Genomic DNA, 15,603 nt, shown 5'->3' with positions numbered 1-15,603 from the left:
TCACGGGTGGTTATGACTTAAGGAATAGGAATGAAAAGTAAGAAGTTAAAATTATACTCAATGAAAATCTCTTCAAACCACATCAGCGTCGCCTTGCAGTCTGTATCTTACTGACCAAGCTATGGTGGACTTAGAATAGGTGATTTGGAGCGTCCTAGCGGCTAGGAAATGCTGATCATAGTCCTTTGCTGAGGATAGGGTGTTTCAATATTCAACACTCAACACTCAACTGTTGACCTAATTGATAGGAAGGGAATTACTATAAAATACTCAGGTTTCCATCATATTTCTTGAAACGATTGTGTAATTAAAATGTAACAATATTGTAACATTGGCACAAAAAGGTGTTGTACATATATAAATGTAGTATAACTGTTTCGCTATTTGTTAAAAAATAGGCTGTATTAAAAGGTTTTATATGTCTGTGCATATATATATATATATATTGTCGCTTTTTTCTTGCCTTTCCTGACTCTATCTTGTCAGCGAGGAGGTTGACTTGTATGTCAGAAGTGTTACTATATGATTGATATATTATCGACTGTCGGCTTTTTGCGCGCTTTCTAAGCTCGGGGAAGCTCTCAGATGAGGAAAGGATTCACTTATGTTCAAGAAAAAGAATGATGGCAATGGAGAGAAAATTTTCCGTTATTCCATTCGTAAATACCATTTTGGGGCTGCTAGTGTTGCGGTTGCGGCATTGATGTTTTTCGCAAATGGGGTGCAAGCGCAGGCACCTGCAGTATCTTCGGCAACAGCCAGTGATGTAGTTGCTGGATCTGCTGGAAATTCAGATGGGGAACCACAGGAGTCAGATGGGGAAGAGCCAGAGAAGGTCTCTCAGACTGAACCGTCGGCTGAGCTCCAGTCTGTAGGGGAGTCAAACTCTCCAGAGACTAAAATCGAGGACGCTAGTAAGGGGCAGGAAACAGCTGGCCTTGTTCCTACCAAACCAGAGACGAAGCCAGCTGCTCAAGAAACTTCTCAAGGAGGAGCAGTAAAAGAGCAAGACCAGCCCACATCTGCCACTAAAACGACAGAAGCTAAATCACTCCAAGGCAATCTGCAAGCTTTGTTGGAAAAACTAACTCTTAGCTCCATGAAAGCGCTCCACGATGAAGTGGAAGCAGGTCTAGCAGCAGCTAAGGCAGTTTTGGACGATCCAAAAGCGACGCAAGCGCAGGTTGATGAGCAAGTAAGAGCTATGGAAGAACTGACGAGCCGTGTCAATCAAGCCTTGGAGCCATCGCTACCAAAATTGACAGACTTGGGTGAAGCAAGTTCGACAAATAATAAGCTTGTCGAACCAAACGGAACTGCAACTGAGCAAGCAACTGGTGGAAAGCGTCGTAAAAGAGGGGGAACAATCGAGCCTGGAGCAGTTGCGAACCAAGTTAGTCCAACTGATGGAGGAAAGGAAGCAGCACCTGAAGCCAACTCTCAATCTACTCCACGAGAACTCCCAACCTACACTAATACGACAGAAGGTGAAAACGGCGTCTATAGACTAAAAGATGAATTAGAGTCTATTGTCAAACGACTTAAAGAAAATCAAGCGTCGGAAGATAAAATCCAAGCAGCAAAAGCAGCAGCTGATAAGTTCAATGAAGCCTTTTCTAAAGGCGATACCATCAGCCAAGAAGATTTTGCCGCTGCCCTAGTCGACCTGAAAAAATCCCGAGACCTCATCGAAGGAGTGCTGGAAGAAAAATATGGTGAGGAAACTACAGCTGGAGGAGTAACTCCTCAACCACGTGATGGTGGCTACTCTGACTTTCGTAGTTCGAGAGTTACAAGAGCTGCAAGAGCTGGCGAAAACTACTCTGAAGCCTTTAGAACAGCTCAAGAAAGTTATTTTGAGAAATCAGGTGATAGGGGAAATTCTCCTTATGATAAGTATACCTATGTTTTCTATTCAAATAGAAAATATAGAGATAACTCAACGAAGCTGGTATCAGAGGCTGAAAAATATATTAAAGCTACAGTAACATCAACGGAAGATGGATTTCATTGGGATATTGAAATTAATAATCAGCACAGGAGATTACCGGGGAATACACAAGTTTGGTTTACTGTTCCTTCGGGTCAAGAATTTAAACACAATTCGGATGCTTTTAGCATAACAGAAAAAAGTGGAGGAACTACAACTAGATCTCCAAATACTAGTAGTATTTTAGAACTACTTAGAGACTCAAGAGCGCAATTTGGTAGGGTTACTAAAGGGACTACGACGTCTACTGGCGTTAATAATAGATTCACATTGAATCCAATGCCGTCTGGAAGTCTAAACGATTTGGCAAGGAGGGGACCTAGAGGAACCAATCCTTATGAGAGACGAGCTGAAAGCCGAGAAAATCAAAAGGTTTCAGATGGAAAGTTTGACATTATCAATTCAAGTAGAGGAGAGTTATACTATTTTGAATTGCCCAATAGTGACAGAAAATATAGATTGTCATTTAATACCGTGGGAAATAATGATGTTAAAAAACTGGTATATGCTTTTGGATTAAGAGGCAGAGAGGGGGCCGAATTATTTCTTGCAAACCAATGGCATGCCAGAACATATGCCGAGGCAAAAGGTGATGCTAAGGATGAAATAGAGAAAGCGAGACAACGTAAAAATGATAGCCTTGGTAAGAATGGAAGCCTTTCGTCTGTAGAGCGAGATGGTGCTACTGCAATAGTTAATACCTATGCACGTCAAGCTACACGCGATATTGAAAATGCCGACAGCCTTATTAAGGTGGATGATGCCTTGCACAAGGGGTTGGAAAATATTAACGGCGTGAACCCGATAGGGAAAGATTTGCCAAAAGAAGCTATCAAACAAGCCGCAAATACTAAACGAGGTGAGATAGACAAACAAGCAGGCTTAACAGATGAAGAAAAAGCTACAGCTAAGCGAACAGTAACAGAGAAAGAAACAACAGCAGTCTCAAACGTAGATACAGCAACAACAAATACAGCGGTAGATACAGCCAAAACTACAGGAGTTACTGAAATTAATAACGTTACAGCCACAGGAACTAAAAAACCTGAAGCAAAAGAAGCTATCAAACAAGCCGCAAATACTAAACGAGGTGAGATAGACAAACAAGCAGGCTTAACAGATGAAGAAAAAGCTACAGCTAAGCGAACAGTAACAGAGAAAGAAACAACAGCAATCTCAAACGTAGATACAGCAACAACAAATACAGCGGTAGATACAGCCAAAACTACAGGAGTTACTGAAATTAATAACGTTACAGCCACAGGAACTGCTAACACTCAAGCTAAGCAAGAACTACGCAGAAAAGCTGACGAGAAGAAAAACGCTCTAGCAGGAACTCCTCATATCACAAATGAAGAGAAGGAAGCCGCTAATCGTCAAGTAGAGGCAGCAGTTACAGCAGCGGAAGCTGAGATTGATAAAGCTAAGACACAAACTGATGTAGAGAATGCGAAGACTGCTGGTATTGCTGAAATCAATAAGGTCACAGCCACAGCAAGCGCCAACAATGGTGGCAATACTAACACCGGTGGTAACACCAACAATGGTGGCAACACTAACAATGGTGGCAACACTAACGCTGGTGGCAACACTAACACCGGTGGCAACACTAACAATGGTGGTAACACTAATAACGGTGGCAACACTAATAACGGTGGCAACACCAACACCGGTGGCAACACTAATAACGGTGGCAACACTAACACCAGTGTGACACCACCAATCCGTAACCGGAGAAGTGTAACCTTTGCTGGTGGCACTCAATCGAGTCAAGAGAAACAGGTTGATAAATCCGTCTTAAGAGATTTGATTGGAGACTTGGAAACTCGTTTGAAAGACTTGGGTGGTATTGATCAATCTGTCATCGACGCTGTGAAGATCATTCTCGGAGAGGGTCAAGAAGCCCTTAGAAATACTGACTTGACGGAAGCAGACTTGAGAGAGATGACTGCTAAGATCAAAGAAGCACTCGAATCCTTGAAAGGTAAGCAAGCGACTAAGGATAAAGAGGAAATGCAAGAAACAAGCAAAGAGCAAGGTCATCTTCCATATGGTACCATGATTGCTAGCCTGCTCGCCCTTCTTGGTCTCCTTCTCTTCCTCATCGCTCGTCGCAAGAAAGAGTCAGAACTCAAGAAATTGACTAAGGAACTGACTAAGGTTCTGCAAGAAAGCGACCTTACAAATGTAGATGCGAAAGTCCTTGACCAAGCACGAGAAGCTCTCGCTCAAGCAGTTGCCTTCCTAGCCAATGAGAAAGAGTCTGACCACACAGAAGAGGAGTTGATTGAGAAACTCAAAGCTGTTCTTGCTCAGTTAAGATAAGTCAAACTTAGCCGAGTCGGAAACCAGCTAGAATAGTGATTGATAGAATGTTGGAAAAACTCAATTTGAGGTGAACATTCAGAAAATCTTTCTCTGATAAAACGCATAATATCAAGCTTTTTAAGGCAAGGTATTATGCGTTTTTATCATTTTGAAACTTTTTGTTCCATCCTTTTTGTGATATTTTTCCCTTATTTCACAAATATTTCATATTTAGATTTTATAATAAGTTATAGTTCAGTTTTTACTATACTTTGATATTCAAATATGTTATACTATGATTATCAAAGTAAATGAAAGGGGTTACGAACATGACGCCAGAAGAAATGTACCTGACAGATCGATTGGACGTACAGATAGCTCATTTTTTAAAGAAAAGCGTTCAACATCGTAGACGCTATAAGGTATTAAAAATAACAGAAATCGTGGCAGGTTTCCTCATAGCTGTCTTTTGTGCTGTTCCTATGCCAGGTGATCGCTACCGTTTGATTTCGGTTGCCTTATCCAGTTTAGGCTTGCTGTGTGAAGGGATTCTCAATTTGTATAATGCAAAGGAACATTGGATTTCTTACCAAAAGACTGCGCAACTCCTGGAGAGAGAAAAATTCCTCTATCAATGCCAAACAGAGAAATATGCAGGAAAAACCAAGACTTTTGCCCTATTTGTCAAGACATGCGAAGGTCTTATCTCAGAGGAAATCAACCAGTGGGAAAGTATCCAGTCAAAAGAAGTGGCAGCTAGTGCAGATGCTCCAGAGAAAAAAGAGTAGGAGGTGGAGGAAATGTCTCAATCCAGCTACCTATTGCCCTTGCTCTGGTTAAAAAAAGAAGCCGACAAGGAAAAGATGAGCGCAACTCAGTGCCAGATATTTTTCTTTTATTATCAACTGTTTGAACTCTTATTTGCTAGAGAAAGCGACTTGAGAGACTTGTGTCTGGGAAGGCAAGGTTTTTATTTCTCGCAGTTAGAGAAAGATTTGCTTTCTGGAGTTTCCCACTTTTTAAAAAACTTGGAGGGCAAGGGGACTCTCAAGGCTAATCAAGAAGTATCAGCTCGCAAAGCCCTTTTTCTAGCCTTGACAACTAGCCAGTCAGATTGGCAAGCTTTGGCTCCTGTTTTTGATTTTTATCAGACTATCGGGAGACTTGAACATCCTTCTCTCTTGAGTTCTCAGGACAGACAATATCTGATGTGGATTTACCAGTCAGCTTTGGAGAAGGATTATAGTGTCAAGGTTATTGGCGACAAGCATTTTGTATTGAAGAGACAAGATGCTACTAAATTGACAGGGCGCCAAACTCAAACTTTGGAAACACTGAGTCAATCAGAAGACTTGGTCAATCCTGTCTATGTTACATTAGGAGAAAAGGGGGTGCTCTTGCTTGATTAAGAGAGGAGATGTTGTAGCTCTTTATTTGCCTTTTCCGACTATTAGTAGCGATTTGGCTGTGAAGAATCATATGTATATTTGTATTGACAACAGCATGACTAAAAACAAAGAGTTGGTTAAAAATCAGACCTTCAAACCAGCTCTCTTGACCAGACGTTTGGTCAAGAACTTTATGATAGAAGAGCCGGATCTAGCTCGTAATCCTTTTACAAGACCAACCTTGATTGACTTAGATAAGGTATTTATGTTGGATAATACGGTCATTCCGACTTCTTATCTAGCTAGACGGCGACGCAATGTCTCAGAAGAATTGTACGAGGAAATTTTGGATCACTTAGTCCAACCACGGCTGATTTCGCTGAACAAGTCTGAGTTTATGCAACTCAATCCAGGAACTTATTAGGAGGAAGAATATGGCAAATAAAGCAGTAAATGACTTTATACTAGCTATGGATTATGATAAAAAGAAACTCTTGACCCATCAGGGAGAGAGTATTGAAAATCGTTTCATCAAAGAGGGGAATCAACTACCCGATGAGTTTGTTGTTATCGAAAGAAAGAAGCGGAGCCTGTCGACAAACACAAGTGATATTTCCGTGACGGCTACCAACGATAGTCGCCTCTATCCTGGAGCGCTTCTCGTAGTGGATGAGACCTTGTTAGAGAATAATCCCACTCTTCTTGCGGTCGATCGTGCTCCGATGACTTATAGTATTGATTTGCCTGGTTTGGCAAGTAGTGATAGCTTTCTCCAAGTAGAAGATCCCAGCAATTCAAGTGTTCGCGGAGCGGTAAACGATTTGTTGGCCAAGTGGCATCAAGATTATGGTCAGGTCAATAATGTCCCAGCTAGAATGCAGTATGAAAAAATCACGGCTCACAGCATGGAACAACTCAAGGTCAAGTTTGGTTCTGACTTTGAAAAGACAGGGAATTCTCTTGATATTGATTTTAATTCTGTCCATTCGGGCGAAAAGCAGATTCAGATTGTTAATTTTAAGCAGATTTATTATACAGTCAGCGTAGATGCTGTTAAAAATCCAGGAGATGTGTTTCAAGATACTGTAACGGTAGAGGATTTAAGACAGAGAGGAATTTCTGCAGAGCGTCCTTTGGTCTATATTTCGAGTGTTGCTTATGGGCGCCAAGTCTATCTCAAGTTGGAAACCACGAGTAAGAGTGATGAAGTAGAGGCTGCTTTTGAAGCTTTGATAAAAGGAGTCAAGGTAGCTCCTCAGACAGAGTGGAAACAGATTTTGGACAATACAGAAGTGAAGGCGGTTATTTTAGGGGGCGACCCGAGTTCGGGTGCCCGAGTTGTAACAGGCAAGGTGGATATGGTAGAGGACTTGATTCAAGAAGGCAGTCGCTTTACAGCAGATCACCCAGGCTTGCCGATTTCCTATACAACTTCTTTTTTACGGGACAATGTAGTTGCGACCTTTCAAAACAGTACAGACTATGTTGAGACTAAGGTGACAGCTTACAGAAACGGAGATTTACTCTTGGATCATAGTGGTGCCTATGTTGCCCAATATTACATTACTTGGGATGAATTATCCTATGATTATCAAGGTAAAGAAGTTTTGACTCCTAAGGCTTGGGACAGAAATGGCCAGGATTTGACGGCTCATTTTACCACTAGTATTCCTTTAAAAGGAAATGTTCGCAATCTCTCTGTCAAAATTAGAGAGTGTACCGGACTTGCCTGGGAATGGTGGCGTACGGTTTATGAAAAAACTGATTTGCCCCTAGTGCGCAAGCGGACGATTTCTATTTGGGGAACGACTCTTTATCCTCAGGTAGAGGATAAGGTAGAAAATGACTAGGCTCGTGATTTTAAAATGAGTCTATCAAACCGTAGCTGTAAGAAAAAGTAAAAAGGGTAGTGAAACTCCTTGCTATACAGGGAATTAGCTACCTTTTACTTGTTTTAGAAGTGCCGTTGTACTAGTCTAACTTCAGTATCATGTGAAATCAAAAAGAGCATACATTTCTGTTTCAGGAACACATAAATTACACTCTTCGAAAATCTCTTCAAACTACGTCAGCCCTATCTGCAACCTCAAAACAGTGTTTTGAGCAACCTGTGGCTAGTTTTCGAGTTTGCTCTTTGATTTTCATTGAGTAATAGATGTTTGGTTAGAAATTCTTCTATTGATTTCTTAGAATACAATAGCGCCTATAAGAACTGTTGAATTTCAAAGTATTTACTTGAACTATGATATGTCTGGAGTAGACTGTCAATAAAAGGTGCAGTATGATTGTTTTTGTCGATTATATCTACAAACTCTAAACAGTAGTTTGAGCGGACTTTGTCAAACTTGGTAGAAACTTTCTATTTTCAGATAATGGTCTAGTTTGTTTTTTGAATGTTGATAAGGATGGAAAGGCAAGACCATCTTGGCAACAAAAGTGCTATCCTAGTTGGATTTACTGAATAAAATCCATTTCCTCTAGTGAAAATCGAAAAAACTTGTGTTATAATAAGAAAGATTAAAATGTGAAAAAAGGAGATTCCTAATGGGACGTAAATGGGCCAATATCGTAGCCAAGAAAACGGCTAAAGATGGAGCTAACTCTAAAGTATATGCAAAATTTGGTGTAGAAATCTATGTAGCAGCTAAAAAAGGTGATCCAGATCCAGAATCAAACTCAGCTTTGAAATTCGTTATCGACCGTGCTAAACAAGCCCAAGTGCCAAAACACGTTATTGATAAAGCGATTGATAAAGCAAAAGGAAACACAGACGAAACCTTTACAGAAGGACGTTACGAAGGTTTTGGACCAAATGGTTCTATGTTGATCGTGGATACTTTGACTTCAAATGTCAACCGTACAGCGGCTAATGTCCGTGCAGCTTTTGGTAAAAACGGAGGAAACATGGGCGCTTCAGGTTCGGTTTCATACCTCTTTGACAACAAGGGAGTTATCGTATTTGCAGGTGAAGATGCCGATGCAGTCTTTGAGCAATTGCTTGAAGCAGATGTGGATGTGGATGATGTAGAAGCAGAAGAAGGTACAATCACAGTTTACACAGCTCCAACTGACCTTCACAAGGCTATCGTTGCCCTTCGTGAGTCAGGTATCGAAGAATTCCAAGTGACTGAATTGGAAATGATTCCTCAGTCAGAAGTGGAATTGTCAGGCGATGACCTTGAAACCTTTGAAAAACTTTACAGCGTTCTTGAAGACGACGAAGACGTACAAAAAATCTACACAAACGTAGACGGGTTCTAAATTAACCTAGCAAACATGATCCTAAGTGAAAAAATCACTTGGGATTTTTTAAATCAAAAAAATAGTTCTCTAGGAAACTTTTTCTTGACATCTCTTTTCAAAGTGGTAAAATAGTTCTCACGGAAACTTATTTAGTTCCTAGGGGAACTAAATGTGATAGTTAGAAAGGAGTTTGTATGGACAAACCGATGTTAGTCTTTAAGCGTTTTGGTCATCAGATTCACCTCATGGTGCAAAAGGAAGCCAAACGTTGTGGTATTGAATTTATGGGTGGGCCTCAAGGTCAGGTTGTGCGTTTTTTGGATAATCGTGAGAAAAACCAAGACTTGGTCTTGATTAAAGATATCGAGCAGGAACTCAATATTACCAAGTCTGTTGCTAGTAATTTGGTCAAGCGTATGGTGCAAAATGGTTTGGTGGAATTGGAGGCGAGTCCTGTTGATAAGCGGGCAAAATTTGTTTGTTTGACGGACAAAGCACGTTCTCAAATGCAGCAGGTTAAGGCCTTCTTTGAACGCATAGACAAGCAGTTGATGGAAGACATTGATGAAGATGAATTACTGATTTTTGAGAAAGTTCTCGGTCAACTACAGGCAAATATCGAGAGAATAGGAGGAGAGAATGAAGAAATTAGCCAAACGAATTAGTAGGAAATAATGGGGGATGATTTTACTAGCCATTCTCTTTACCTGCCTTTCGGTCTATCTGGAGTTGGAAGTGCCGACTTATATCTCGAAAATTACGGATTTGCTAGGTAGTCAAGGAACTAATTTAGATGAGTTGTGGCAGCCGGCAAGCATGATGGTGGGAATGTCCTTTCTTGCCTTCTTGTCCGTAGTTGCAGTTGGATTTTTTGCATCCAGAGTGGCAGCTTCTTATACTAGTAGGTTGAGAAGTGATATTTTTAACCGAGTTTTAGACTACTCGCAGACAGAGATTAAGAAATTCTCTATTCCTAGTCTTCTAACTCGTACTACCAATGATATTACTCAGGTTCAGATGTTGATTACTATGGGCTTGCAAGTAGTTACGCGTGGTCCGATTATGGCTATCTGGGCTATCGGAAAGATTTTAGGTCATTCAGAATACTGGCTCTGGGCCGTTCTTGTGGCAGTAATTGTCAATGTTTTGATGACGACTGTTTTGATGACGCTAGCCTTTCCAAAACAGTCCTTGATTCAAAGTCTGACAGATAAGCTGAACAGTATCACTCGTGAGAGTTTAACAGGTATTCGTGTCGTTCGCGCCTACAATGCTGAAGAATACCAAAATGAAAAATTTGCAGCAGCAAATGATGAATTGACACGCTTGAATTTGTTTGTCAACCGTCTTATGGCTATTTTGAACCCTATCATGATGGGGATTTCAAGTGGTTTGAGTGTGGCGATTTACTGGATTGGGGCCTATGTGATTAACGACGCTGCTCCGATAGCGCGTCTGCCTCTCTTTAGTGACATGATTGTTTTCATGTCTTATGCTATGCAGGTTGTCATGGGCTTCCTTCTCATGGGAGCACTCTTCATCGTTCTTCCCCGAACTATGGTCTCTGCTAAGCGGATTAATCAAGTTTTAGATTTGCATTCTTCTATCCAAAACCCTGCTCAAGTGCAGCTGGCTGATGAAAACCTCAAAGGTCAGGTCGAATTTAAGGATGTGACCTTCCGCTATGCGGCAAATTCGGAGGCAGTTATCGAGCATGTTAGCTTTAAAGCAGAAACTGGCCAAACAGTGGCCTTTATTGGGTCAACAGGTTCTGGTAAATCAACTCTGGTCAATCTGATTCCACGTTTCTACGACGTGTCAGAAGGAGAAATTCTGGTGGACGGTGTCAATGTTCAAGACTATGACTTAAATGATTTGCGCAACAAGGTTGGCTATATTCCACAAAAAGCTGTGCTATTTTCTGGAGATGTCAAGGGCAATCTAGACTTTGGACAGAGTCAAGAAACACCACTTAGTGAGCAAGCTATGTGGCAGGCTCTGGAATTGGCCCAGTCTAAAAACTTTATCGAAGACAAGGAAGCGGGCTTGGCCTCAGAAGTGGCCCAAGGAGGAACCAACTTCTCAGGCGGCCAAAGACAGCGTCTGGCCATTGCGCGTGCCTTGGCTCGGAGGCCAGAAATCCTCATCTTTGATGACTCCTTCTCAGCTTTGGATTACAAGACAGACCGTGTCCTACGCCAAGAGTTAGCAGAGAAAACCAAGTCTATGACCAAGCTTATCGTCGCACAGCGTATTTCAACGATTATGGATGCTGATTTGATTTTGGTCTTGGATCAAGGAAAAGTCGTGGGACAAGGCACCCACAAGGAACTTCTAGCAAACAACGAAGTTTACCAAGAAATTGCCTATTCACAACTATCGAAGGAGGAATTGGAACATGGAAAATAAGAAAATGTCTCTCTGGAAACAGAGTAAACCCTATCTTGCAGGCCTCCAGTTTGCCCTTCTGATAGCCTTTCTAGCAACAATCGTATCCAATATCATTACTGTATATGGTCCAACCCGCATCAAGGAAATGACTAATATTATTGCCAGTGGTCTGGAAACAAGTGTGGATGTCGCGGCGGTTGCAGCCATTGGTAGTTTTTTGGTCGTCATCTATGTAATTAGGCTTCTATCAAATTATTTGCAGGCCTTTCTGTTTACTACAGTCATTCAACGTTTTTCAGAGCGTTTGAGAAGAGCTATTGCAGAGAAAATCAATAGCCTACCATTGGGATATTTTGATGGACACTCTCAAGGAGATACCTTGTCTCGTGTAACCAATGATGTTGACACTGCAGCCCAGTCCCTCAATCAAAGTCTGGGAACAGTTCTTTCATCTAGTTTATTGGTCGTGGCAGTCTTGGTAACCATGTTTGGGATGAACTGGATTTTAGCCTTGGTGACGGTTGTTTCAACCCTTGTTGGATTTGCATTTGTATCCATCTTTATGGGCAAATCACAGGGCTTCTTTAAGAGTCAGCAACAGGATTTGGCGGCTGTCAATGGCTATGTGGAGGAAATGTACTCTGGCCATAATGTGGTGACCAGTTACAATGCTATCGAGAGCACGAAAGAAGAATTTGCGAAATTAAACCATCGTCTGTATGACAGTATCTGGAAATCTCAGTTTATTTCAGGGATTATGATGCCGATTATGATGTTTATTGGGAACTTTAGCTATGCCTTGGTGATTATCGTTGGTGCGGCCTTGGCTCTGAATGGGCAGATTAGTATCGGGATTATCGTTGCCTTTATGGCCTATGTTCGTATCTTTTCTCAGCCTCTTTCACAAATCGCTCAGGGGATTAGTAGTCTTCAGCAGGCTAGTGCAGCCATGGGACGTGTCTTCGAATTCCTAGCTGAAGAGGAAATGGAAGACGAATCCCATAAAGAAAGGCAATTGAGCGATATGAAAGGTCAAGTAGTCTTTGATCGAGTCTCCTTTGGTTATACACCAGAGCGAACTATTATCCATGACTTTTCTGCGACAGCTCATGCAGGTCAAAAGGTTGCCATTGTCGGACCGACCGGAGCTGGTAAGACAACCATTGTCAATCTTTTGATGAAGTTCTATGAGATTGATAAGGGGAGTATCCGTATCGATGGTGTGGATACCAAGGATATGAAGCGTTCGGAAGTACATGATGCCTTTTCAATGGTCTTGCAGGATACTTGGCTCTTTGAAGGTACTATCCGAGATAATCTCATCTATAACCAAGAGGGGATTAGTGATGAGCGCGTGATTGAAGCCAGCAAGGCTGTAGGGATTCACCACTTTATTATGACCCTACCAGATGGTTACGATACCGTCTTGGATGATACAGTGACCTTGTCTGTCGGACAAAAACAACTCTTGACCATTGCTCGTGCTTTGCTGAAAGATGCGCCACTCTTGATTTTGGATGAGGCGACCTCTTCTGTTGATACACGGACGGAGGAGTTGATTCAGAAAGCCATGGATCATTTGATGGAAGGCAGAACGTCCTTTGTCATCGCCCACCGCTTGTCAACCATCCGTAATGCTGATTTGATTCTTGTTATGAAGGATGGTAATATCATCGAGCAAGGCAATCATGATGAGCTGATGGCGCAAGCTGGTTTCTACGCTGACCTCTACAACAGTCAATTTACAGAAGACGAAGCAGAATAATAAATCGAAAGAAGGCTTGACGGCCTTCTTTTTCTGCACTATACTAGAAGACAAGTGCTTCCCTATAAGCAAAATTTGAATAAGTGATGAGAAAATATATGAAAAATTATCAAGAATGGTATGACCACGTTGCTGGTAAGATTGAAAATAGACCTATCTTTCTGAGATTGTTAAGAACTTTCAATCGGTTCATGACGGTAGTTATGCCTATGATTTATCTAACCTTGTTAGCTACTACCTATCTCCAAGAAGGACTTGGGAAACAGGTCGGAATCTATTTGTTTATTCCTGCATCAGGTTTTGTGATTTTATCCTTTCTTCGTAAGAAAATCAATGCCTCTAGGCCTTATGAGGAATGGGATATTAAACCTTTGCTTGACAGAGATAGCCCTGGTCAGTCTATGCCCAGTCGTCATGTCTTTTCAGCAACCATTATCTCCATGGCTTGCTTACATGCTAGTTTATCTGTAGGGGTTATCTTGTTGGTCTTGTCAGCCCTCCTCGGTCTAGTGAGAGTCTTGGGTGGAGTGCATTTTCCCAAGGATGTAGTGGTTGGCTATATTTGTGCTCTTGTGTGGGGTGTGATTTTCTTTCTATGTTGACCTGTAAGTTAAGGTGGTCCTACAACCACTTACGGGTCTAAAGTAACCACTTGCTTTTTTGCTCTTGTTTTCTTATTTTAGCTTTGATATAGTAGAGTCAGAAAGGAGATGGAATGAAGTTACGAATCGAAATTGACAGCAATTTAGAGGAAACTGAAATTGTCATCAAGGCAGCGGCTTTGACAGATGAGATTGCGGATTTACAGCGGCTCTTGCAAGAGTCCAAGTCTCCTCGGTTGATTTTTTACAAGGGGACGGGCGAATATTATCTGGATTTGTCGGAAATTCTCTTCTTTGAGACGGAAGGTAGCAAGATTTACGCCCATACCCAGAAAGATGCCTACGAGGTTCGGCTTAAACTCTATGAGTTAGAGGCTATCCTTCCTCGCTATTTTAGTCGGGTATCCAAGTCGACTATTGCAAATATCCGTCAGGTTTACTCGGTGGACAAGTCCTTTTCAGGAACGGGCACCATTTCCTTTTATCAGACCCACAAGGAGGTTCATGTGTCACGGCATTACCAATCCCTCCTAAAAGAAAATCTAAGAAACATGAGGTAAGAACATGAAAAAGAAAGCATTTGGTATTGTGTTGCTAGTATTGGCAGCTTTAATATTAGTACAAGGAAATTTTGGAATCCCTTCTCTAGGAGGGCACATTTGGCCCTTGATTGGTATTACTTTTTTTGCCTACCAATCAGTTGGAGCTTTGTTGCGTCGCCACTTAACTTCAGCCTCTTTTACAGTTCTAGTAGCCTTAATGATTGCTAATCATTTTTATGACATCTTACCTATTCCAAATCAGTCATTGTTCTGGGCTAGTATTTTGATTGTAATGGGTGTCAGCGTACTCACTCATTCTAACAGAACTTGGAATGGGAAAAAATGGTGGTATGATGGTGAAAAAAACATTCTTGTAGATAAGGAAGTTGCTTTTGGGACTGGGACTTTCTACAAGCAAAACCAAGAATTGGTAGAAGACCAAGTAGAAGTTGGTTTTGGCAATGCCAAGATATATTATGACAATGCAGAGATTTTAGGAGATACCGCAACCCTGAAGGTGGAAGTTGGTTTTGGCAATGCAGTTATCTATGTTCCCCAACATTGGAGAGTTGATTTGAAGGTGGAAACTTTCTGTGGTGTAGCCAAGGCAGATGCCCCTCTAGCCCCAACCAGCAAAACCTTGATTATCCGTGGGGATGTGGCTTTTGGAAAGTTGGAGGTTGTCTACGTTAAATAAAAAAATCTTCACTTAAACCATCCAAAATAGACGTACTAAGAGTAGGAAATTGATGCCTTGCTCTGATTTCAGTTCTATGGTTGTTAGACTTTAAAAAATGAAATGTTGCCTTTAAAAGTTGTATATTTTTCGATGTTTTGACTCTTACGTTTGATGTATCTATGTCCTACAGCGTGGATGATGTAGTATCAAATGCTTTTAAAAAATGAATGATATTGGACAGTTTTTTTGGCCTCTAATTGCTCAGGAGCCATGAAAGCAAGCACTTGGGTTTATGACAAGGGAGAATGGTATTATGTAAGTTCTTCTGGTGCCATGCTAGCGAATGATTGGGTCAAAGATAATGGCAAGTGGTATTATCTGGCTTCATCAGGTAAGATGCTTCGCAATACCTACACACCTGATGGTTATTACGTTGGCAAATCAGGTGCCTGGCAATAAGAATAATACTCTTCGAAAATCTCTTCAAACCACGTCAGCTTCATCCACAACCTCAAAAAGCTGTTTTGAGCTGACTTCGTCAGTTCTATCTACAACCTCAAAGCAGTGCTTTGAGCAACCTGCGGCTAGCTTCCCAGTTTGCTCTTTGATTTTCATTGAGTATAAGAAGTCCTTTTCCTTTAAGGAAGAGGCTTTTTACTTGCTTTTCTGCTGCTTCCTCATTTGTCCTAAAGCCTT

General features: G+C 41.4%; 13 protein-coding genes and 1 pseudogene. 13 read left to right on the top strand and 1 reads right to left on the bottom strand.

Going from position 1 to position 15,603, the window contains the following annotated elements; genetic code table 11:
• Positions 1 to 604 precede the first annotated feature (604 nt).
• From HT693_RS12135 to HT693_RS10105, 13 genes and pseudogenes are all read left to right on the top strand, one after another.
• The gene (locus HT693_RS12135; protein ID WP_240152730.1) at positions 605 to 4,315 is read left to right on the top strand and encodes a DUF1542 domain-containing protein; all 3,711 of its coding nucleotides are present in this window, start codon (positions 605 to 607) and stop codon (positions 4,313 to 4,315) included.
• A gap of 311 nt (positions 4,316 to 4,626) precedes the next feature.
• Positions 4,627 to 5,085, top strand: a complete 459-nt coding sequence (locus HT693_RS10160) for a DUF4231 domain-containing protein (protein ID WP_000186951.1) — start codon at positions 4,627 to 4,629, stop codon at positions 5,083 to 5,085.
• Between the two features lie 12 nt (positions 5,086 to 5,097).
• A complete protein-coding gene (locus HT693_RS10155) occupies positions 5,098 to 5,706 on the top strand; it encodes a hypothetical protein (protein WP_000083606.1) in 609 nt (202 codons plus the stop codon).
• Positions 5,699 to 6,109 (top strand): hypothetical protein, encoded by a 411-nt coding sequence (locus tag HT693_RS10150; RefSeq protein WP_000595757.1) that lies wholly within the window; start codon positions 5,699 to 5,701, stop codon positions 6,107 to 6,109. Before HT693_RS10155 ends, HT693_RS10150 begins: the two co-directional genes overlap by 8 nt.
• Before the next feature lie 10 nt (positions 6,110 to 6,119).
• A complete protein-coding gene (ply, locus tag HT693_RS10145) occupies positions 6,120 to 7,535 on the top strand; it encodes a cholesterol-dependent cytolysin pneumolysin (RefSeq protein WP_166737022.1) in 1,416 nt (471 codons plus the stop codon).
• 694 nt (positions 7,536 to 8,229) lie between these two features.
• Positions 8,230 to 8,946: a YebC/PmpR family DNA-binding transcriptional regulator gene (locus HT693_RS10140; RefSeq protein ID WP_000532877.1), complete on the top strand. Its 717-nt coding sequence runs from the start codon at positions 8,230 to 8,232 to the stop codon at positions 8,944 to 8,946.
• A gap of 176 nt (positions 8,947 to 9,122) precedes the next feature.
• On the top strand, positions 9,123 to 9,593 hold the full coding sequence (locus tag HT693_RS10135) for a MarR family winged helix-turn-helix transcriptional regulator (protein WP_050223005.1): 471 nt from the start codon (positions 9,123 to 9,125) through the stop codon (positions 9,591 to 9,593).
• A gap of 16 nt (positions 9,594 to 9,609) precedes the next feature.
• Positions 9,610 to 11,337, top strand: a complete 1,728-nt coding sequence (locus tag HT693_RS10130) for an ABC transporter ATP-binding protein (RefSeq protein WP_226372030.1) — start codon at positions 9,610 to 9,612, stop codon at positions 11,335 to 11,337.
• Positions 11,327 to 13,084 carry an ABC transporter ATP-binding protein gene (locus HT693_RS10125; RefSeq protein WP_101514396.1) on the top strand — a complete coding sequence of 586 codons (1,758 nt, stop codon included), beginning with the start codon at positions 11,327 to 11,329 and terminating at the stop codon, positions 13,082 to 13,084. Before HT693_RS10130 ends, HT693_RS10125 begins: the two co-directional genes overlap by 11 nt.
• Before the next feature lie 98 nt (positions 13,085 to 13,182).
• Positions 13,183 to 13,686 (top strand): phosphatase PAP2 family protein, encoded by a 504-nt coding sequence (locus HT693_RS10120; RefSeq protein WP_165778265.1) that lies wholly within the window; start codon positions 13,183 to 13,185, stop codon positions 13,684 to 13,686.
• A gap of 113 nt (positions 13,687 to 13,799) precedes the next feature.
• Positions 13,800 to 14,246, top strand: coding sequence for a LytTR family DNA-binding domain-containing protein (locus HT693_RS10115; protein ID WP_000776606.1), 447 nt, complete (start codon positions 13,800 to 13,802; stop codon positions 14,244 to 14,246).
• 4 nt (positions 14,247 to 14,250) lie between these two features.
• On the top strand, positions 14,251 to 14,925 hold the full coding sequence (locus HT693_RS10110) for a hypothetical protein (protein ID WP_000725723.1): 675 nt from the start codon (positions 14,251 to 14,253) through the stop codon (positions 14,923 to 14,925).
• A 225-nt stretch (positions 14,926 to 15,150) separates the two neighbouring features.
• Positions 15,151 to 15,366 (top strand): annotated as a pseudogene (locus HT693_RS10105) (N-acetylmuramoyl-L-alanine amidase family protein); the annotation flags it as partial.
• A 24-nt stretch (positions 15,367 to 15,390) separates the two neighbouring features.
• On the opposite strand, the gene HT693_RS12290 reads toward HT693_RS10105, so the two are convergent.
• The gene (locus HT693_RS12290; protein WP_007285169.1) at positions 15,391 to 15,522 is read right to left on the bottom strand and encodes a hypothetical protein; all 132 of its coding nucleotides are present in this window, start codon (positions 15,520 to 15,522) and stop codon (positions 15,391 to 15,393) included.
• Positions 15,523 to 15,603 lie beyond the last annotated feature (81 nt).

This window comes from Streptococcus sp. 2154 (assembly GCF_013277255.1).
Lineage (GTDB): Bacteria > Bacillota > Bacilli > Lactobacillales > Streptococcaceae > Streptococcus > Streptococcus pseudopneumoniae.
This window is presented reverse-complemented; position numbering and strand designations above follow the sequence as displayed.